We start from the raw sequence: 19,976 nt of genomic DNA on the forward strand, positions 1-19,976 counted from the left end.
GAGGCGAGGGGGCGCCGCCATGACCGACCCGCGGCGGCGCATCCCGCGCACCGACACGCTGCTCGCCGAGCCGAGGCTCGCGAAGGCGGTGGCCGAGCTTGGTCCCGCGCTGGTGAAGGCGGCCGTCGTCGCCGCGCAGAACCGCGCCCGCGCCGGGGAGATCGCCCCGGAGGACGTCGCCGAGGAGGCCGTCGCCGCCCTGCCCGCCACGGCGTCGTCGCTGCGGCCCGTGCTCAACGCCACCGGGATCGTGGTACACACCAACCTCGGCCGCGCACCGCTGTCCGCGGCGGCGCTCGACGCCGTGCGCGCCGCGGGTGGCGGCACCGACGTCGAGTTCGACCTCCGCACCGGGCAGCGTGCCCGGCGGGGCCGCGGCGCGCTGGCCGCGCTCGCCGAGGCCGTTCCCGACGCGGGCGCCGTGCACGTGGTCAACAACAACGCCGCCGCGCTGCTGCTCTGCGCACTCGCACTGGCGCAGGACGGGGAGATCGTCGTCAGCAGGGGTGAGCTCGTCGAGATCGGCGACGGCTTCCGGATTCCGGAACTGCTGGCGTCGACCGGGGCCCGGCTGCGCGAGGTCGGCACCACGAACCGCACCACGGCGCGCGACTACGCCGAGGCCATCGGCCCGCGGACGGGGTTCGTGCTGAAGGTGCACCCGTCCAACTTCCGCGTCAGCGGGTTCACCGCCGAGGCCCGGATCGGCGAGCTCGCCGGACTCGGCGTGCCGGTGGTCGCCGACATCGGGTCCGGGCTGCTGCGCCCCGATCCGCTCCTGCCGGGCGAGCCGGACGCCACCACGGTGCTGCGCGCCGGTGCCGCGCTCGTCACCGGCAGCGGTGACAAGCTGCTCGGTGGCCCGCAGGCGGGACTGCTGCTCGGGGAGCACGACCTCGTCGAGCGCCTGCGCCGCCATCCCGCCGCGCGGGCGCTGCGGGTCGACAAGCTGACCCTGGCGGCGCTGGAAGCGACCCTGCGCGGTCCGGTCCCGCCCGTGCGTGCCGCGCTCGACGCCGACCCCGAACGTTTGCGGGAGCGCGCGGAGCGCCTCGCCGCCGAACTCCGCGACCTCGGTGCCGACGCCGTGGCGGTGGAATCGCGGGCGGCGGTGGGCGGCGGCGGGGCGCCGGGCGTGGAACTGCCGAGCGCCGCGGTGAGCCTGCCCGAGTCGTACGCGCGCCGCCTCCGGCTCGGCGACCCGGCCGTCGCCGGGCGGGTCGAGCGCGGCCGGTGCCTGCTCGACCTGCGAACGGTCGCGCCCGCCGACGACCGGTCCCTGCGGGAGGCCGTGGCGCGATGCACGTCCTAGCCACCGCGGGGCACGTCGACCACGGCAAGTCGACCCTCGTGCGCGCGCTCACCGGAATGGAGCCCGACCGGCTCGCCGAGGAGCGGCGCCGCGGACTCACCATCGACCTCGGCTTCGCCTGGACCGAGCTCGACGGCGAGGTGCTGGCGTTCGTGGACGTGCCGGGCCACGAACGGTTCGTGCCCAACATGCTCGCCGGGGCCGGGCCGGTCGCCGCGGCGGTGTTCGTGGTCGCCGCCGACGAGGGCTGGCAGGCGCAGTCGGGCGAGCACCTCGCCGCACTAGACGCGTTCGGGGTGCGCCACGGCCTGCTGGTGGTCACCAAGGCCGACCGCGCGGATCCCGCGCCGGTGCTGGCCTCGGCCAGGGACCGCATCGCGACGACGACGCTGGGCGAGGTGCCCGCCGTCGCGGTCAGCGGCCACACCGGCGAGGGGTTGCCGGTGCTGCGCGAGGAACTGCTCGCGCTCGTCCGCCGCCTGCCCGCGCCCGAGCGAACCGGCGACGTGCGCCTGTGGGTCGACCGCGCGTTCACGGTGCGCGGCGCCGGAACCGTCGTCACCGGCACCCTCGGCGCCGGAACCCTTCGTGGCGGCGACGAGCTGACGCTCGCCGGAACGGGCGAGCGTGTCGTGGTGCGCGGCCTGCAGTCGCTCGGCGAGGCCCGCGAGGAGGTGCCCGCGGTGGCGCGGGTCGCGGCGAACCTGCGGGGTGTCGGCCGCGACCGGGTGCGGCGCGGTGACGCGCTCATCACGCCGGGAGCGTGGGAGAACACCCGGGAGCTCGATGTGCGGCTGCGTGGCGACAAGGCCGCCGATCTCCATCGCGAGTTGGTGCTCCATGTCGGCGCCGCGGCGGTGCCGTGCCGCGTCCGTCCACTGGGGACGGACACGGCACGGCTCACGCTCGCGAGCCCGCTGCCGTTGCGGGCCGGAGACACCGGTCTGCTGCGCGATCCCGGCGAGCACCGGGTCCCCGCGGGGGCCGAGGTGCTGGACCCCGCACCGCCCGCCCTGCGCCGCCGGGGCGCGGCGAGCGCGCGGGCGCACGAGCTGGAGCGCGGCGACCTCGCCGCCGCCCACGTGCGCCGCCACGGCGCGGTGCCGTTGGCGCGGCTGCGGGCGCTCGGCTGGGAGCACGCCGGCGTGACGGTGGGTGAGTGGGCCGTCGACGCGGACCTGCTCGCCGCTCTGCCCGCGCGGGCGGCCGAGGCCGTCGAGGCGTTCACCACCGCCGAACCGCTCGCGGCCGGGATGCCTGTCGACGCGCTGCGGCGGGCGCTGGGGGTGCCCCCGGCTCTGCTGCCCACCGCGCTGGAGGGTGCCGGGCTGACCGTCCACGATGGGCTCGTCGCGCGCCCGGGGCGCGCGGGCACACTGCCGGAGAACGTCGAACGCGCAGTCGCCGGGATCCTGCGCGGCCTCGCCGAGGAGCCGTTCCGCGCACCCGAAGCCGACGACCTCGCCGCGCTCGGCCTTGGCGCGAGGGAACTGGCCGCCGCCGAACGCGCGGGGAAACTGTTGCGGCTCACCGAGACGGTCGTGCTCGCGCCCGGCGCGCTCCGGCACGCGGAGCGGGTGCTGAGCGGGCTCGCCGAGCCGTTCACGGTGAGCGAGGCCCGCCGCGCCCTGGGCACCACGCGGCGGGTGGCCGTGCCGCTGCTGGAACGCCTCGACGCCGAGGGCGTCACGGTGCGGGACGCCGAAGGCGCCCGCCGCCTGCGCGGCATTGCCTGACCCGCTGCAGTGAAGGCCACCATGCCTGCGTTCAACGCAGTGAAGGTGGCCTTCACTGCAGCTGGCTAGACGTGGTCGCGGGGGATCCTGGTGTCCCAGTTGCGGGACACCACGCGTTGCCCGCCCTCGTAGCCGTCGAGCCGCGCGTGCACGTGGAACTCCGTGGGCGTGCACGTGAGTGTGGTCGACGTCGTGGTCTCCACGTCCCAGTCGCCGCGCGCGAACCGCATCGTCCAGTCGACGCTGCCGCGCACGGAGCCGAAGTCGTCACGCACCCACTCGTACTTCTCGTAGGCGTTGCGGTGCACGTCGAGCCCGATGTCCTCGAACCGGACCACGCCGAGGTCCTTCACCACCTCCAGCGCCGAGTGGTAGTCCACGAGATCCCGCGACACCGTCCACCGCCCGTCGCCGGGGCGCACGCGCGTGGTGGTGATCGGCGGCGCGCCCTCCGGCTCGCCGAAGGGCGTGGGCACGGGCTCGTCCTGCCTCGGCGGGCGCACCGGCAGCTCCAGCGTGCTGCTGCCCGCGAACACGCTCAGCCGCACCGGTTCCGGCGGTGGCCACGCGAGCGGCCAGTACGACGTGGAGATCGCGAGCCGGATCCGGTGCCCCGCGGGGAAGGCCTGCGCCACACCGTTGAGCGGCACCCGCACCCGGTAGCGCTCGCCGGGCACCAGCGGCTCCGGGCGGTCGTGCCCGTGGCGGTGTGCCAGGTTGAGCAGGCCGTAGCTCACGCGTGTGGCCCTGCCGTCCGGTGCCACGTCGGACAGCCGCACGGCCACCATCGCGCACTCCCGGTCGGCGGCCAGCTCCAGTTCCGCCACCGGCGCGCCGAGGATCTCGTGGCGTTCGCGCAGCGGCTCGCTGTCGAAGACGAGCGACCCGCCGTCCTCCTCGCGCTGGTCGTAGGGCAGGTCGGGCGGGGCGTTGTAGGAGCACCACTTTCCCGCGAACTGGCCGACCGACAGCGGCGACTCCACGCTCAGCTCGCGTTCCGGCTCGGCGGCGCCGTCGGCGGAGATCCGGTGGGGCAGCAGCGTGAGCCGCTGCGCGTCCACGTGCGGCGACGGCCAGCTCGGCTCGCCGATCCAGCGGCCGGGCCGTTCCTCGTAGGCCGTGGACGGCCGCACGCTCTCCTGCATCCAGATCCGCAGCATCGGCTCGTCCAGCACACCGTTGTCCTCGCCCTTGAGCCAGTGGTCCCACCAGCGCACCAGCTCCTGCAGAAAGCCGATCGCCGGGCCTGGCTCGCCGAGGTGCGGGTACCTGTGCGACCACGGTCCGATGAGGCCCTGCCTCGGCACGTCGAGCTCGGCGAGCAGCCGGAAGACGGAGTTCGAGTAGCCGTCGGCCCAGCCGCTGACGGCCAGCACGGGGCAGCCGACCGCCCGGTAGTCCTCGCACACCGACGCGTGCCGCCAGTAGTCGTCCCTGCGCTGGTGGCGCAACCACTCGATGAGCCAGGGTTCGTTGTGCTCGAGGCGGTCGAGCCACATCTCGCGCCAGCGCTCGCCCACCACCGCCGGGTCCGGCGGGCACGAGTTGTACGCGAACATCGTCGACGCCCACGACAGGTTGTCCGAGAGCAGGCAGCCGCCCATGTAGTGCACGTCGTCGGCGTAGCGGTCGTCGCTCGAGCTGAGCGTCGCGACGGCCCCGAGGCCGGGTGGGCGCCGCGCGGCGATCTGCAGCGCGTTGAACCCGCCCCACGAGATGCCCATCATGCCGGTGTTGCCGTCACACCACGGCTGTTCGGCAAGCCACGCCAGCACCTCCTCACCGTCGGCGAGCTCCTGCTCCAGGTACTCGTCGGCGAGGATGCCGTCGGAGTCGCCGCTGCCGCGCAGGTCCACGCGCACGGCGGCGTAGCCGTGCCCGGCGAGATAGGGGTGGTGCACCGAGTCGCGCTGCGCGGTGAGGTCGCGCCTGCGGTACGGGATGAACTCCAGGATCGCCGGAACCGGTTGGTCGTCCGCCGACACCGGGCGCCAGATCCGGGCCGACAGCCGCGCGCCGTCGGACATCGGGATCCAGACGCAGTCGTCCTCGCGCACCTCGTACGGCAGTGAGGTCACCGTCCGCAACAAAGCCTCCTAGTCGTCGGCTCGCTCCTCGATCTCGAACGGCAGCGCCTTAACACACCGTTCGTACTTCGCGGTCAGCTCCGCCTGGTCGTCGGCTCCGATGTGGAGGTCGGCCAGCTCGTAGCTGTAGCTGTCGGCCGCGTACTGCTCGGACAGCCGCGCTCCCTTCTCGGTCGTCACGTCGATCGAGACGCCCGGCACCTCGCGCTCGATCCGCTCGACCTCCTCCGGTGTCGGCACGCGGCGCACGACGCCGTCGGTGAACCGGCGCAGGAAACACTTGGCGGCCATCGCGTACCGGCCCTCGCGCCGCGGCATCCGCGGGTCGCGGCCGAGCGCGAGGCTCACCATGCAGTGCAGGTTGGACACACCGTCCACGTGCTCGAACAGCCGGGCGTGCGACTGGGACAGCCGTGGGTTGATCTCCAGCACCCACACGCGGTCGCCGTCCTCCTCCACGAAGAACTCGATGTCGAACGTGGTCGCGGTCAGGCCCAGCCGCTTGCAGAGCCGCTTCGAGATGTCCGACACGCGCTCCTGCACCGTGGCGGGCAGCGCCGAGGGGTACTGGTAGCGCAGGAAGCTCGAACTGTCCGGATAGGACACCGAGTCGACCACACCGTACACGTGCGGCTCGCCGTCTACGCTGTAGCCCTCGACGGTGATCTGCGCGCCGCCGACCGCCTCCTCGGCCAGGCACGCCCGCGCGCCGGCCTCGGCGATTTCCGGCGGCAGGGCCAGCCTGGCGAGGACGGCCTCGAACGGACCGGATACGTCGTCGATGCCCTCCCGGATCGCCCGCACGGCGTCGGCGAGCGCGGCACCACCGTCCACTTCGAACGCGAGCTTGGACGAGGCGGACTTCACCGGCTTGAGCCACACCGGGTATCGCAGCCCTTCTGGGAGGGCGGATTCGCCGTCGAGGTCGACGAGCCCGAATCCGGGGTACTCGTCGATCACCGCGCGCTGTTCGAGCCTGCTCCAGTACTTGTGCTCGCACTTGGCGATGGACTCCAGGCTCGGGCACGGTAGCCCTCTCGGCTCGCACAGCGCCGGAACCAGGGAGGTGACCGGGAAGTCCCAGTACCCCGTGATCGCGTGCACCGGCCCGTCGAACGCGTCGAGCTCCCGGTCGGCCCTGGCGAGCAGCCGGTCGTAGTCGGTATCGCCGATCCGCATGGCGTCCACGTCCAGCAGGCCGTGGAACCGGTAGTTCTCCGCGCCGGGCAGCCGTTCGAGCACCTCGCGGTTCGCGTCGTCGAGTCCGAGGACGAAGATGTTCTCGGGCACGCTCGGTCCTTTCTGGGAAACCCTGATTCGTGGTCCCAGGATGACCATTGGCCGAGGTGTTAAACCGGCGTCACCGCACGCCCCGAGGCCGGAACTGGATGCTGATGCGCGGGCCCACCGGCTTGCTCGTCTTGGGGACGGCGTGCTCCCACGTGCGCTGGCACGAGCCGCCCATGACGATCAGGTCGCCGTGCCCCAGCCCGTAGCGCACCGTGCCGCCTGGCCCGTTCCTCGGCCGCAGCAGCAGTGCCCTCGGCGCGCCCACCGACAGGATCGCCACCATCGTGTCCTCGGTGCTGCCCCTGCCGATCGTGTCGCCGTGCCACGCGACGCTGTCCCGGCCGTCGCGGTAGTAGCACAGCCCCGCGGTGCGGAACGGCTCACCGAGCTCGGCGCCGTAGTGCTCGGTCAGCAGCTTCCGCGCCCGCGTGAGCACCGGGTCCGGCAGCTCGTCGTCCTCGCCGTAGAAGCTGAGCAGGCGCGGCACGTCCACGGTGCGGTCGTACATCCGCCTGCGCTCCGCGTGCCACGGCACCCGCGTGACCAGCCGGTCGAACAACGCGTCGGCCCCCGTCAGCCAACCCGGCAGGACGTCGACCCACGCGCCCGAGCCCAGCTCCGTGCGCCGCACGTCGTGGAGCGGGCCGAGCGAGGTGGCATCGCTGGCGCCGAACAGGGAACCCTGGAGTGCGACATCCATGCCGGTGAGCCTACCGGTGATCGAACAAGTGTTCTACCCCAAGTGGAGCGGAAAGCGGGGATTCGCATGGCGACCGTGGAGCTGACCAGCGACAACTTCGAGGAGGTCGTGGGAAGGGACGGCATCGTGCTGGTCGACTTCTGGGCCTCGTGGTGCGGGCCGTGCCGTCAGTTCGCGCCCGTGTACGAGCAGGCCGCGGACCGGCATGCCGACATCGTGTTCGGCACCGTCGACACCGAGGCGCAGACCTCGATCGCGCAGGCGTTCGGCATCTCGTCGATCCCGACGCTGATGGCCGTCCGCGACGGCGTGCTGCTGTACGCCCAGCCGGGCGCGCTGCCCGAGCACGCGCTGGAGCAGCTGATCGGCAAGGTGCGCGACCTGGACATGGACGAGGTCCGCAGGGAACTCGACAAGCAGGCCGAGGACAAGCAGGCCTGAGAGCTGCGCCATCGCTGACAGCCCTTGCAGTGAAGGCCACCTTCACTGCGCTGAACGCAGTGAAGGTGGCCTTCACTGCATGACGGGCGTCAGAGCTGGACCAGGTCGAGGGCTTGGGTGAGCGAGTCGGCGGGGCTGCCCGCGGTGATGATCGTGTAGGCACCCGGCCACGGGTTGACGTGCGACTCCGCCTGCGCGCACTTCTCCGAGCCCGATCCGCCCCTGCGCGCCGTCATGGTCTTCGGCGCCCAGCAGCACAGCCGCACGAGCTTGCTGTGGGTGTCCCTGGCGAGGTCGGTAGCCGCCATGCGGTGGTCCGGCGCCATCCATGACGCGTCGAGCACCACGGACGTGCCCATGCCGAGCCGGGTCGCCGCGCGCCGGAGCAGCTCGGGGTAGGACCGCTCGGCGTGCTCCTGGTCGCGCAGGCTCAGCACCGGCGCGTGCAGGTGGTCGCCCAGCGCGCAGCTGAGGGTCGACTTGCCCGAGCCCGGCAGCCCGCCCACCAGGATCAGCCGCACGGTCGCCTGCCGCAGGTGCCGCAGCGCGCGCTCGGCGTGGCCGCCTGCCAGCGCGTGCCAGGCGAGGAAATGGTGGCGCAGCGTGTCGGGAGCCGGGTCGCCGGTGTGCTCGGTGTACTCGTCGAGCAGCAGTGCCCCGTCCTCGGCCCGGCCCTCCGCCTCCAACCCGGCGGCGACGCCCGCGGCCTCGTCGAGCCCGTCGACCCAGCCGCCGCGGGAGTCCGCGATCACCCTGCCCCGCTCGGCCCGGTCGGCGAACAGCGGCTCGCGCCCGGCCAGGAACTCACTGGCGAGGCGCTGGATCTCGCCCGGATGACGGGCTCTGCCCACGGCACGCCAGCGCTCGCGCATCGCCTCCCACCTGCTCTCGCGGCCGCGGTCGGCGACGGCATGGCACTGCGCGAGCGCTCGGGCCCGCTCGCGGACGGTGGAACGCGGTCCGTTGACCACGTTCCCAGTGTGCGACCCGAAGGGCCCGTGGGGGAAGACCCGACCGTTCACGCAGCCGGTGAAGCCGCCATCCGGAACCGCCCGCCAGGTCGACAAGCCTCCTACACTTGGACCATGCATCGACCTCGACCGGTGACCGAGGTGCCCGACGTGGTCGGGTTCGGGGCGCAGGACGCGTGCTCGATCGTGCGGCGTGCCGGTCTGGTCCCCGTCGGGCCCGACGACGGCGCCGAGCCGACGACGGGTGTGGTCACGGCGCAGCGTCCCGTGGGCACCGCCGGTGCCGAGGAGGGCGCCCACGTGGTGCTGTGGACCCATCCCGGTCGCGAGACCGAGAGCGAGCTCGTGCCGCCGACGCCGGTGGAGGCGGGCGAGCTGGACCCCGTCTGAGCCCCGGTCGGAGGTCGTTCAGCCGAGGTCGAGCCGCGCGAGCACGGGCCGGTGGTCCGAGCCGGGCGCGTCGCGCCGGTCTGCCGGGTCGTCGGTCACCGAGTCACCGCCCTCGCCGGTGAGCACCGCGCTCACCGAGCCGACGAGCCGGTGGCTGACGAGGACGTGGTCGATCAGCTCCCGGCGACCCTGGTAGGTCCTGGAGAAGCGGTGTTTCTCCTCGATCAGCGGGGCGAGGTTCCACAGCCGTGCGCCGTCGCCCCGGTCGGAGCGGCCGAACCCAGGCGTGTGCAACTCCGAGCCGGGCGGTCCCTGTAGCAATGTCGTGGTGGCCGCGTACTGCTCGTCGTTGAGGTCGCCCAGCACCGCCAGCGCCCGCTGTTGCCCCTCGCCGTCGAGCAAACGCGTCGCGAACCCGCGGACGGTCGCCGCCTCCGCGGCCCTGCGGCCAAGCGCGTAGACGGCGAACCTGGCACGCTCGTCCTCGTCCCTCGGCGAGAACCGGCCGCCGGGGAAGGTCAGCAGCTTCGATTTGAGGTGGCACGACACCAGCGTCACGTCCAGCCCGCCCGCGCGGACGACAGCCTTCAGCGCCGGCCTGCCCATGCGGCCCGTCGTGCGCCCGTCGTCGTCCACCTGCACGGCGGCGAGCTTCTCGGGAAACCGCGCGACCTCCTCGCGGTCGGTCAGCGGCAGCCGCGAGAGGAACCCGACCCGGATGCCGCGCGCGTCGGGCTCGGCGAGCTCGATCTCCCAGTCACCGCCCACGCGGGCGGCTAGCTCACGCAGTGCTTCCGGATCGCCGACCTCCTGCACCGCCAGGACGTCCGGCTCAATGCTCCGGATCGTGTCCGCGAGCGCCGCGAGCTTGGCCTCGTAAGCGTCTTGTGTTCTCGGCCCGGCTTCTCCACCGGGCTTGAAGAGGTTCTCCAGGTTCCACGTGCCGATCGCGATCATCACGACCTCCGTTCACCGGCGCCCCCCGAGACGACAGTGACGTGCTCACTGTCGTCTCGGCGGCGCCGGGCGGCAAGGGCCTTCCTTCCTTGTTCACGCACTCGTCGCCGGGGTGATGTTCTGGTTGAAGCGGAACACGTTCGCGGGATCGTGGACGGTCTTGAGCGCCGCGAGCCGCTCGTGGTCGCCGGGGTCGTAGCCCGTGCGCGCGTCGGTCACCGTGCCGTACACGAAGTTCAGCGACCGGCCGAGCGTCGTGGGCGCCAGCGCGGCGAGCACGCGTGCGTGCGCGGCGCGGGCCGTTGCGGCGTCCACCTCCCCGTCGAGGCCGGAGAGCACGCGCACGAGGAACCCGGCGTCGCGGTGCCCGACCGCGCTGTCGACGCCGCCTTGCCGCAGCGCGCCGCCGAGGTGCCGGAGGTCGACCACGCACGGCACGGGTGAGTCCGGCCCGGCGAGGTCGACGATCGCGCGCAGCGCCGCCGCGTCGAGCCCGTGCACGAACGCGTTGTCGCCCAGATACGAGTGCGGATCGGCGGGGTCGTTGTAGATCGAGGGCGAGGCGGAGTACGGCAGCTCGCCGAGGTCGTCGCGCAGGCGCGGCGCCACGGCCCGCAACGGAGCCACCAGCGCCTCGCCTTCACTCACGCCGCCGAGGTGGGCGATGCGCACGTGCACGAGATACTTGCCCCGCAACGGTTCAGGCACCTCCGGCGCGTCCGGCACGGGCACCATGCCGACGGACGACGTCAGCTCGTCGGGCACTGTCGCCGTCCAGTTCCGGTACGCCTCCAGCACTTCGCCTGCGTGGGTGCCGTCGAAGAGGAGCCCGCCGCCGTAGAGCCGCGCCACCGGCACCAGGCCGAGCTCGAGCCCCGTCACGACGCCGAAGTTGCCGCCGCCCCCGCGAAGCGCCCAGAACAGGTCAGGGTCCTCCTCGGCGCTCACCTCGCGGACCTCGCCGTCGGCGGTGACCAGCTCGACGCGGCGCACGTGGTCGGCGGCGTAGCCGTAGCGGCGCGCGAGCGGGCCGAGGCCTCCGCCGAGGGTGTAGGACACCGCGCCGACGTCGGGCGAGGAACCGCTCAGCGGAGCCAGCCCGTGCTCACCGGCGGCGTCGAGCACCCGTCGCCAGCGCACCCCGGCGCCGAGCCACACCGTGCGTTCCGCCGGGTCGACGCGCACGGTGTCCATGCGCCGCGTGCTGATCAGCACCGCGTCCTCGGTGGCGGGTGCGACGAGTCCGTGGCCGGTGGCCTGCACCGCCACGCCGAGCCCGTTGGCGGTCGCGTACCGCACCACCGCGCGCACGTCGGCCGTGTCGAGGGCCTCCACGATCGCGGCGGGCCGATGGGTCAGCCCGAGCTGGAAGCCGGAGCGCGCGTCGGCGTAACCCTCCCCGCCCTCGCCGCCTTCGTCGTCGGGAAGGTGGAGCGGGCCGCGGAGGTGGTGGGCGAGGTCCTCGAGGTGGGTCGCGGAAGCGGTCATGAAGCCAGCCTGCGGCCGGGCGCACCAGAAGTCCAACAGCTGGTTCTGCTCGTAGCTATCATGCTCGGTTATGGAGCTGAGACAGCTGCGGTACTTCGTCACCGTGGTCGACGAGAGCGGCTTCACGCGTGCCGCGGAGAAGCTGCACGTCGCCCAGCCGGGCGTGAGCGCCCAGATCCGGCAGCTCGAACGCGAGCTGGGACAGCCGCTGCTGGACCGCTCGGGCCGCTCGGTGCGGCTCACGCAGGCCGGCTCTGCCGTGCTGCCGTACGCGCGGGCCGCGCTCACCGCCGTCGAGGGCGCGCGGTGCGCCGTGGACGAGCTGACCGGGCTGCTGCGCGGCAGCGTCGCGATGGGCATGCTGCCCTCGTGCGCGCCGCTCGGCGTCGCGGACCTGCTGGCCGGCTTCCACGAACGGCACCCCGGCGTGGAGGTGTCACTCACCGAGTCGGACGCGGGCACGCTCCTCGACGGCGTGCGCGAGGGGCGGCTCGACGCGGCGCTCGTCGCGTTCGGCGGCGGCGCCCCCGAGGGCATCGCCACCCAGACGGTGCTCGACGAGCACCTGGTCGCGGCCGTCCGGTGCGGCGACCCGCTGGCCGGGCGCGACACGGTGCCCCTGCGGGCGCTCGCGGAGCGCCATCTGATCAGCCTCCCGCCCGGCGGCGGAATGCGCGCGATCCTCGACCACGCGTGCACGGCCGAGGGCATCACACCGCGGATCGCGTTCGAGGCGGGCGATCCCGGCGTGCTGGCCGACCTGGCGAGCCGGGGACTCGGCGTGGCGATCGTGCCCGAGTCCACCGCCCGTGACCGCGCCGACCTGTGCGGAGTGCCGATCGTGCGGCCCCGGCTGCGCGGGACGGTAGCGCTGGCCTGGCGTGCGGCCGGGCCCAGCGGACCCGCGGCGCGGGCGTTCCTCGACCATGCGCGGAGCTCGCTCGCCGCGTTCGCCGTCGCCCCGTCGTGATAGGACGGACGCGTGGCAGGGGAGATCCGTTGGTCGACGCTCGAGGCGACGCTGGAGCGCATCACCTTCGCCAACGAGGAGACCGGCTACACGGTCGCGCGCGTCGACCCAGGCCGGGGCGGCGACCTGGTCACCGTCGTCGGCTCGCTGCTGGGCGCGCAACCCGGTGAGGCGCTGCGGATGCGCGGTCGCTGGGCTTCGCATCCACAGTACGGCAAGCAGTTCCACGTCGAGGACTACCGCACGGTACTGCCCGCCACCGTCCAGGGCATCCGGCGCTACCTCGGGTCCGGGCTGGTCAAGGGCATCGGCCCCAAGCTCGCCGACAAGATCGTCGGGCACTTCGGCGTCGACGCGCTGGACGTGATCGAGCGGGAGCCGGAACGACTGATCGAGGTGCCCGGCCTCGGCCCCAAGCGCACCGGGCTGATCGCCCGCGCGTGGGAGGAGCAGAAGGCCATCAAGGAAGTGATGGTCTTCCTGCAGGGCATCGGGGTGTCCACGTCGCTGGCCGTGCGGATCTACAAGCAGTACGCCGACACCGCGATCGACGTGGTGCGCACCGAGCCCTACCGCCTCGCCTCCGACGTGTGGGGCATCGGCTTCAAGACCGCCGACACCATCGCCAAGGCCGTCGGCATTCCGCACGACAGTCCACAACGGATCAAGGCGGGGCTGCAGTTCACCCTGTCCGAGGCCACCGGCTCCGGCCATTGCTACCTGCCCGACCAGCAGCTGATCGCCGAGACGATCAAGATCCTCTCCGTGGATGCCGGACTCGTCATCGACTGCCTCGCCGAGCTCGTGGCCGAGGAGGGCGTGGTCCGCGAGGAGCTGCCCGGCGACGACGGCGGCACCGAGGCGGCGATCTACCTGCTTCCGTTCCACCGGGCCGAGGTGGCGCTCTCGGCCCAGCTGCTGCGGCTGCTGCGCACCTCCGCCGACCGGCTGCCCGCGTTCGCGGACGTGGACTGGAGCAAGGCGCTGGCGTGGCTGCACCGCGCCACCGGCGCCGAGCTGGCACCCGAGCAGGAGGCCGCCGTGCGGCTCGCGCTGACCGAGAAGGTCGCGGTGCTCACCGGCGGGCCCGGCTGCGGCAAGAGCTTCACGGTGCGCTCGATCGTCGCGCTGGCGGCCGCGAAGCAGGCCAAGGTCGTGATGGCTGCGCCCACCGGGCGCGCGGCTAAGCGGCTCACCGAGCTCACCGGGCACGAGGCCGCGACCGTGCACCGGCTGCTGGAACTGAAACCTGGCGGCGACGCGGCCTACGACCGGGACCGGCCGCTGGAGGCCGACCTCGTCGTGGTGGACGAGGCGTCGATGCTCGACCTGCTGCTGGCCAACAAGCTCGCCAAGGCCATCGCACGCGGCACCCACCTGCTGCTCGTCGGCGACGCCGACCAGCTGCCCTCGGTGGGCGCCGGCGAGGTGCTGCGCGACCTGCTCGCCGAGGGCACCCCCGTGCCGCACGTGCGGCTCACGCGGATCTTCCGGCAGGCGAGCAAGTCCGGCGTGGTGACCAACGCCCACCGCATCAACGCCGGCGACTACCCGCTCACCCATGGCCTGCCCGACTTCTTCCACTTCAACGTCGACGACCCGGAGGAGGCCGCGCGGCTCACCGTCGACGTCGTCGCGCGGCGGATCCCGGCGAAGTTCGGCCTGGATGCGCGCCGCGACGTGCAGGTGCTCGCGCCCATGCACCGGGGCCCGGCAGGCGCCGGCGCCCTCAACGCCGGGCTGCAGGAGGCGCTCACCCCCGCGCGGCCGGGCCTGCCGGAACGCCGCTTCGGGGGCCGCGTCTTCCGGCCCGGCGACAAGGTCACGCAGCTGCGCAACAACTACGACAAGGGCGCGAACGGCGTGTTCAACGGCACGCAGGGCGTGGTGATCGCGCTGGACTCCGACGAGCAGAAGCTCACCGTGCGCACCGACGACGGCGAGGACGTCGACTACGAGTTCGCCGAGCTGGACGAGCTGGCCCACGCCTACGCCGTCAGCATCCACCGCTCGCAGGGCAGCGAGTACCCGTGCGTCGTGGTGCCCGTGACCACGAGCGCGTGGATGATGCTGCAGCGCAACCTGCTCTACACGGCCGTCACCAGGGCGAAGAAGCTGGTGGTGCTGATCGGGTCGAAGCGGGCCATCGGGCAGGCCGTGCGCACGGTCGGCGCCGGGCGCAGGCACACCGCGCTGGCCCATCGCCTGTGTGCCTGACGCGCCCAGGCAGAATGGCGGCCGTGGCAGCCAAGCGCAGTGCGGGAATCCTGCTCTACCGCCGCACTGGCGGCGATCCCGAGGTGCTGCTCGGGCACATGGGCGGGCCGTTCTGGGCGCGCAAGGACGCCGGTGCGTGGACCGTGCCGAAGGGCGAGTACGCCGACGACGAGGAGCCGGTCGCCGCGGCGCGCCGGGAGTTCCTCGAGGAGCTGGGGCTGCCCGCGCCCGACGGTGAGCTCGCGCCGCTCGGAGAGATCCGGCAGTCGGGCGGCAAGGTGGTCACCGTGTGGGCGCTGGAGGGCGATGTCGATCCATCGGCCGTCGTGCCGGGCACGTTCGAGCTGGAATGGCCGCCGCGCTCGGGCCGGATGAGGGAGTTCCCCGAGCTGGACCGTGTCGCGTGGTTCCCGCTCGCGGAGGCGGGGGAGAAGCTCGTCAAGGGCCAGCGCGTGTTCCTCGACCGCCTGGCGAACCTGTTCTAGCGTTGGGCCCCTGCAGTGAAGGCCACCATGCCTGCGTTCAACGCAGTGAAGGTGGCCTTCACTGCAGGGCGGCTCCTGGGTCAGGTTTCGTAGCGCGGGCGGCCGTAGGTCTGCTCCAGCTCGCGGATGCAGTCGTCGACGATGGCGTGCATGGCCGGGTCGTCGCTCATGCGGGTCACCGTGTCGAAATACCAGTTCGCCAGCCACATCCCCGCCGCCGTGCCCGCCTCGGCGAAGACGTGCCGGATCACCTGGACGGCGTGGTGGGAGTCGCGCCTGCGGGTGGTGGTGAGCAGCTCCGTCGCCTGGTAGCCGAGGTACGCGTCCCTGTCCAAGATCGGCAGGTTGGCTTCCATGGCACGGCTCCCTCACGGTGGGCGGACACACGGCGGCAGACGAGTACCCGGCCGGGTGAGGCGGCAAACCGCTCGGGTGGGTGTTTTCTCCCGGGCCTCGCGGGTACGCATCCGATCATGACGACGATGCCGGAGAAGACGGAGACCCCGAGCCGCGTGTGTGTGACGGGGCGCCGTCGCCGGCGAATCCTGTTGGGCGGTGGGCGATCCGTCCGCGTCCTCGCGTCGTACCCGGTGTGCAGGGAGATCGGTTTGCACAGCCTCGCCTCGGCGATCGAGTTCGAATGTGCGCGCTGTCACACCTCGTGCGAGGCCACGCTCGTCGGGGTGCTGCACCGGTTGCTGGTGTGCCCTGCGTGCTACTCCGCCCTCGGCGCCCGGCGCCGGTCGCAGGGGACGCGAATTGAGGGCTTTCGGCCCTGCCGTGCCACGCCGCCCGGGGTCAAGCTGTATGCGTTCGCCCGTTAGGGCCGCGGTGAAATGGGTGGATCAAAAGGGGTCCGTCCGCGGCAGGTACCGACCGGTGGCGGGGAAATCGCCGGCTGGTACCGGGGGCGTGCAGCCAGGTGACGGTGTCGTTTCCTGGTATCCGCACGGCCCCAAGTGGAGGTGCGGGCAGCCGGCTAAATGGGGTGTTGGCTGCCCGCACCACTATTTCCCTGTTTCCGGGCGCGGAGCCCTCCGGTGGGCGGCCATCCGCACCGGCGCGTTGACCGCGCCGTAACCCGCGTAGCCGCGCAGACGCTGGACGACCTCGAAGAACACGCGCCCGCCCAGGACCTCGGCGGCGCTCGCGATGGCGTCCTCGCTGAGGAAAGCCCCGTGCTGCGGTGACGGCGCGCGCGTGGCCCACTCGCCCCGGCGCTGGCGTGCGACGTCGGGCGCGGTCCGCACCCGCTTCGCCTCGTCGGTCACCGCCCGGCTGCGCACCAGCCCGAACGGCGCGGCGAACTCCGTCGTCGGCTCGGGATCGAGTTCCAGCACGGAGCGGTACAACAGGGCGGCGGCTAGGGTGAGCAGACACTCACTCCAGGGGGAGGGCCGATGGGCACGCGCGAGGACATCATCGCGGCCGCGGCGCGGATCATGCGCGACGAGGGCTACGCCCGCGCGACGACCAAGGAGATCGCGCGAGCGGCCGGCTACTCGGAAGCCGCGCTGTACAAGCACTTCCACGACAAGACCGAGATCTTCCTGACCGTGCTCATCGAGCGCCTGCCCGGGCTGGTGCCGCTGCTCGCGGGCCTGCCGGAGCGGGTTGGCGAGCGCGCCGTGCGCGACAATCTCGTCGACGTCGCGCGGACCGCGATCGAGTTCTACGCCGAGAGCTTCCCGGTCTCGGCGTCGGTGTTCTCCTCGCGGCAGCTGCTCGCCGCGCACCGGGAACGGCTTCGCGAGGTGGCTCCCGGCGCCGGGCCCGGCAGGCCCCTGACGGAGCTGGCCGCCTACCTGCGCGCGGAGCGCGACAGCGGCCGGGTCCCTGCCGCCGTCGACCCGGACGCCGCTGCGGCTCTGTTGCTCGGCGCCTGTTTCCAGCAGGCGTTCCTGCTCGCCTTCGCGGACGAGCGGCCGGAAGGGGACTCGCTGGACGCTCTGGCCGGGGAACTGGTGGGCACTCTCGTCGCGGGATGGTGACCCGGGCCTTGTCACCCTTGTCCCCAGGCCGCGCAGGGCGTTACGTTCGCTTGGTTAGGTGAAACAAGCGTTGTAAAAACCGGGGAACTGATGCCGTCAGCGCCCCGATCGGCACGTGAAGCTCCTCCTCCATCCCTGAGCCCGTCAGCCCTGGCGCGAAAGGGGGTTCTGCTTCGGCGGCTGGCCGTCGCCGTCGGCGCCGTGGGCGGGGAACCACAGCACGAACGTGCTTCCCGCGCCGAGCCCGGAGAACACGGCGACCCGGCCGCCGTGCGACTCCACGATCTGGCGCACGATCGCCAGACCGAGGCCGGTGTGCCGATCCCGCCGCCCGCCGGGCCGGTCCTGCTCGCCGCGCCAGAACCGGTCGAACACGCGCGCCTGGTCCCGGCTGGCGATGCCAGGGCCGTGGTCGGCGACCGCGAGCCACAGCCACGCGCCCGCCCGGCCGCAGCCGACCGTGATCTCGCCGTCGGCGGGGGAGAGGCGCACCGCGTTGGACAGCAGGTTGCCCGCCGCCCTGCGCAGCGCGTCGTGGTCGCCGATCACGGTGAGCCCGTCGCGCAGCACGTAGGACAGCCGCAGGCCGCGCTCGCTCGCGAGCACGGCGAACTCCTCACCCGCCTCGCGGGCGACGGCGGCAAGGTCCACGTCGGTGTCGGCGAGCGCGTCGGTGTCCCGCCGCGCCGTCGCGAGCAGGTCCTCCACGAGGCGGGACATGCGCTCGGCGGCGCGGTCGATCGCCCGCACCGCGCGGGCACGTTCCTCCTCGGTCGCCTCCGGCGTCTTCAGCGACGCGTCCAGGTGCGCGCGCATGATCGCCAGCGGGCTGCGCAGCTCGTGGGACGCGTCGTCGATCAGCTGTCGCTGCGCGGAGAACGCGGCGTCGAGCCGGTCGAGCATCGAGTCGATCGTGTCGGAAAGCTCCCGAAGCTCGTCGCGCGGTCCCTCCAGTCGGATCCGCCGAGACAGGTCACTGGCCTGGATCTCCTGCGCCGTGTGGGCGATCGAGCGCGCGGGCCGCAGCGCACGGCCGGAGAGCACCCAGCCGATGCCGAGGCTCAGCACGAACAGCCCGCCGACGGCGGCCGCCGAGTAGTTCCGCATCGCCTCGAGCGTCCGCAGGTTCACCTCCGACTCGATCTCCTCGACGGCGGCGACCTCCATCGTGCCCACCTGCACCTCGCTGCCGTCGGCCTTGCGCTTGACCAGTTCGGCCTCGTAGCGCTCGGTGATCGGCTTGGGGTCGGTGCTGCGTTCCACGGCGACGTAGATCGCCAGCAGGCCCGCTCCCGCGAGCACGAAGAGCAGGGTCGAGTACAGCACCGTCAACCGGAACCGGATCGAGCGCGGGAAGGCGGGCAACTGCGGCATCAGGACTCCTTCAGGCGGTACCCCCGGCCCACGATCGTCTCGATGATCGAGTGCTCGTCACCGTTGCCGATCTTGCGCCGCAGCGTGCCGACGGTGACTCGCACGGTGTGGGTGAAAGGGTCGATGTTCTCGTCCCACACGTGTTCCAGCAGTTCCTCCGTGGACACGACGTGACCGGGCCGGGTCATGAGGTACTCGAGCACCGCGAACTCCTTGGGGGACAGGGAAAGGGTGCGCTCGCCACGCCACGCGCGGTGCCGCGCGGTGTCGATGCGCAGCTCGCCGACGCTGAGCACGGCGGTGACCCCGCGCGTCTCCCTGCGCAGCAGCGCCCGCACCCTGGCGAGCAGCTCGTCGAGCGCGAACGGCTTCACCACGTAGTCGTCGGCCCCGTCGTCGAGACCCCGCACGCGGTCGGCGAGCGCACCGCGCGCGGTGAGCATGAGCACGCGCAGGTCGCCGCCGCCGGCCACGGGCAGCGCGCCGTCGCGGATCGCCCGGCACAGCGAGAAACCGTCGCCGTCGGGCAGCGCGAGGTCGAGCAGAAGCAGGTCGTAGGCGTTGACCGGGAGCCGTTCGGTGGCCTGGGCGACGGTCGCGGCGTGGTCCACCGCGTACCCGGCGCGCTGCAACCCGAGCACCACGGCCTCGGCCAGGTCCTCCTCGTCCTCCACGAGCAGCAGCCGCATCGCCGCTCACCCGCCCGCGATCAGGCGCTCGGCGACGTCGGCCGCCCGGTCGACGGGGATGGCGAAGCCGATGCCGATGCTGCCGCCGCCGTCGTCGGTCGCGATCGCCGTGTTCACGCCGATCACCTCGCCGCGCGCGTTGACGAGCGGGCCGCCGGAGTTGCCGGGGTTGATCGAGGCGTCGGTCTGCACGGCGGTCTGGGACGTGCCGCCGAGGCGGACCTCCCGCTCGACGGCGCTGACGATCCCGGAGGTGACCGTTCCGGACAGCCCGAGCGGGGAGCCCACCGCGAGCACCCGCTCGCCCACCTGGACGTCGGCGGAGCGGCCGAGCGGCAGCGCCCGCAGTGCCGCGCTGGGTTCGATCCGCAGCACGGCGATGTCGTTGCGCGGGTCGCGGCCCACCACGTCGGCGCGCACCCGCCTGCCGTCGGAGCCGATGACGCTCACCGAGCTCGCGCCCGACACGATGTGGTCGTTGGTGAGCACGTGCACGCGGTCGTCGAGCACGAAGCCCGAACCCCCGGCCACCCCGCCGCCGGTTGGCGCCGAGATGGAGACCACGCCCGCGCGAACGCGCTCGGCGACGCCGACCAGCCCGGCCGTGGAGTCGGGGGTCGGTTCGGCGCGCGGGAACGTCACCTCGCCGTCGTCCGGGGCCGCCGCGCGCCCGGCGAGCGCTCCCGTGCCGGCCGAGAGCGCGGCCACGAGCAGCCCCGCGCCGAGCAGCCGGGGCCATCGGCTGCTCGTGCGCTCCGGTGCCGGGGGCGGCGGGGCGAACGGCCGCGGCGGCTCGGGCGGGGGTGGCGGTTGTTCCGGCGGGGGCAGGAACCGCGGCCCGCGCGGTTGGCCGAGTCCGGTCGGTCGCAGGGTCACTG

At 73.1% G+C, this 19,976-nt stretch carries 19 protein-coding genes; 8 read left to right on the forward strand and 11 right to left on the reverse strand.

Going from position 1 to position 19,976, the window contains the following annotated elements; translation table 11 throughout:
• Nucleotides 1-19: 19 nt before the first annotated feature.
• Together selA and selB are read left to right on the forward strand one after the other, a co-directional pair.
• On the forward strand, nt 20-1,312 hold the full coding sequence (selA, locus tag FCN18_RS16505; RefSeq protein ID WP_137095527.1) for an L-seryl-tRNA(Sec) selenium transferase: 1,293 nt from the start codon (nt 20-22) through the stop codon (nt 1,310-1,312).
• A complete protein-coding gene (gene selB, locus FCN18_RS16510; protein ID WP_137095528.1) occupies nt 1,300-3,048 on the forward strand; it encodes a selenocysteine-specific translation elongation factor in 1,749 nt (582 codons plus the stop codon). Before selA ends, selB begins: the two co-directional genes overlap by 13 nt.
• A 65-nt stretch (nt 3,049-3,113) precedes the next feature.
• Here selB and FCN18_RS16515 read toward each other — a convergent pair whose 3' ends face one another.
• The 3 genes from FCN18_RS16515 to FCN18_RS16525 form a co-directional block, all read right to left on the reverse strand.
• A complete protein-coding gene (locus tag FCN18_RS16515) occupies nt 3,114-5,135 on the reverse strand; it encodes a CocE/NonD family hydrolase (protein ID WP_137095529.1) in 2,022 nt (673 codons plus the stop codon).
• A 9-nt stretch (nt 5,136-5,144) separates the two neighbouring features.
• Entirely contained in the window at nt 5,145-6,425 is a 1,281-nt protein-coding gene (locus tag FCN18_RS16520; protein WP_137095530.1) for an ATP-grasp domain-containing protein, read from the reverse strand.
• A gap of 70 nt (nt 6,426-6,495) precedes the next feature.
• Nucleotides 6,496-7,125 (reverse strand): alpha-ketoglutarate-dependent dioxygenase AlkB, encoded by a 630-nt coding sequence (locus FCN18_RS16525; RefSeq protein WP_137095531.1) that lies wholly within the window; start codon nt 7,123-7,125, stop codon nt 6,496-6,498.
• Nucleotides 7,126-7,191: 66 nt separating this feature from the next.
• On the opposite strand from FCN18_RS16525, the gene FCN18_RS16530 reads away from it, so the two are divergent.
• A complete protein-coding gene (locus FCN18_RS16530) occupies nt 7,192-7,566 on the forward strand; it encodes a thioredoxin family protein (RefSeq protein ID WP_112274275.1) in 375 nt (124 codons plus the stop codon).
• Between the two features lie 89 nt (nt 7,567-7,655).
• Here FCN18_RS16530 and FCN18_RS16535 read toward each other — a convergent pair whose 3' ends face one another.
• Nucleotides 7,656-8,537, reverse strand: coding sequence for an AAA family ATPase (locus FCN18_RS16535; RefSeq protein WP_137095532.1), 882 nt, complete (start codon nt 8,535-8,537; stop codon nt 7,656-7,658).
• Between the two features lie 114 nt (nt 8,538-8,651).
• On the opposite strand from FCN18_RS16535, the gene FCN18_RS16540 reads away from it, so the two are divergent.
• Entirely contained in the window at nt 8,652-8,927 is a 276-nt protein-coding gene (locus FCN18_RS16540) for a PASTA domain-containing protein (RefSeq protein WP_112274271.1), read from the forward strand.
• 18 nt (nt 8,928-8,945) lie between these two features.
• On the opposite strand, the gene FCN18_RS16545 is transcribed toward FCN18_RS16540, so the two are convergent.
• Entirely contained in the window at nt 8,946-9,884 is a 939-nt protein-coding gene (locus FCN18_RS16545; RefSeq protein WP_206077918.1) for an endonuclease/exonuclease/phosphatase family protein, read from the reverse strand.
• A gap of 93 nt (nt 9,885-9,977) precedes the next feature.
• The gene (locus tag FCN18_RS16550; RefSeq protein ID WP_137095533.1) at nt 9,978-11,372 is read right to left on the reverse strand and encodes an FAD-binding oxidoreductase; all 1,395 of its coding nucleotides are present in this window, start codon (nt 11,370-11,372) and stop codon (nt 9,978-9,980) included.
• A 70-nt stretch (nt 11,373-11,442) separates the two neighbouring features.
• On the opposite strand from FCN18_RS16550, the gene FCN18_RS16555 reads away from it, so the two are divergent.
• The 3 genes from FCN18_RS16555 to FCN18_RS16565 are packed head-to-tail and all read left to right on the forward strand — an operon-like array spanning nt 11,443 to nt 15,044.
• Nucleotides 11,443-12,342 (forward strand): LysR substrate-binding domain-containing protein, encoded by a 900-nt coding sequence (locus FCN18_RS16555; RefSeq protein ID WP_137095534.1) that lies wholly within the window; start codon nt 11,443-11,445, stop codon nt 12,340-12,342.
• A gap of 12 nt (nt 12,343-12,354) precedes the next feature.
• Nucleotides 12,355-14,559, forward strand: a complete 2,205-nt coding sequence (recD2, locus tag FCN18_RS16560; RefSeq protein WP_228713995.1) for an SF1B family DNA helicase RecD2 — start codon at nt 12,355-12,357, stop codon at nt 14,557-14,559.
• 23 nt (nt 14,560-14,582) lie between these two features.
• A complete protein-coding gene (locus FCN18_RS16565; RefSeq protein WP_113643032.1) occupies nt 14,583-15,044 on the forward strand; it encodes an NUDIX domain-containing protein in 462 nt (153 codons plus the stop codon).
• An 80-nt stretch (nt 15,045-15,124) separates the two neighbouring features.
• Here the strand turns inward: FCN18_RS16565 and FCN18_RS16570 are convergent, their stop codons facing one another.
• Complete coding sequence (locus tag FCN18_RS16570) at nt 15,125-15,400, reverse strand: hypothetical protein (RefSeq protein ID WP_112274267.1); 276 nt, start codon at nt 15,398-15,400, stop codon at nt 15,125-15,127.
• A 651-nt stretch (nt 15,401-16,051) separates the two neighbouring features.
• Nucleotides 16,052-16,384, reverse strand: coding sequence for a hypothetical protein (locus FCN18_RS16580; RefSeq protein ID WP_137095535.1), 333 nt, complete (start codon nt 16,382-16,384; stop codon nt 16,052-16,054).
• A 60-nt stretch (nt 16,385-16,444) separates the two neighbouring features.
• On the opposite strand from FCN18_RS16580, the gene FCN18_RS16585 reads away from it, so the two are divergent.
• On the forward strand, nt 16,445-17,035 hold the full coding sequence (locus FCN18_RS16585; RefSeq protein ID WP_137095536.1) for a TetR/AcrR family transcriptional regulator: 591 nt from the start codon (nt 16,445-16,447) through the stop codon (nt 17,033-17,035).
• Between the two features lie 144 nt (nt 17,036-17,179).
• Here the strand turns inward: FCN18_RS16585 and FCN18_RS16590 are convergent, their stop codons facing one another.
• From FCN18_RS16590 to FCN18_RS16600, 3 genes are read right to left on the reverse strand one after another with little or no spacing between them, the layout of a single operon-like run.
• Nucleotides 17,180-18,409, reverse strand: coding sequence for a sensor histidine kinase (locus FCN18_RS16590; protein WP_137095537.1), 1,230 nt, complete (start codon nt 18,407-18,409; stop codon nt 17,180-17,182).
• Complete coding sequence (locus FCN18_RS16595) at nt 18,409-19,098, reverse strand: response regulator transcription factor (protein WP_112274259.1); 690 nt, start codon at nt 19,096-19,098, stop codon at nt 18,409-18,411. The genes FCN18_RS16590 and FCN18_RS16595 overlap by 1 nt, the downstream gene beginning before the upstream one ends.
• A gap of 6 nt (nt 19,099-19,104) precedes the next feature.
• Nucleotides 19,105-19,974: a S1C family serine protease gene (locus tag FCN18_RS16600; protein WP_137095538.1), complete on the reverse strand. Its 870-nt coding sequence runs from the start codon at nt 19,972-19,974 to the stop codon at nt 19,105-19,107.
• Nucleotides 19,975-19,976: the final 2 nt, after the last annotated feature.

This window comes from Prauserella endophytica (assembly GCF_005146945.1).
GTDB classification, from domain to species: domain Bacteria; phylum Actinomycetota; class Actinomycetes; order Mycobacteriales; family Pseudonocardiaceae; genus Prauserella_A; species Prauserella_A endophytica.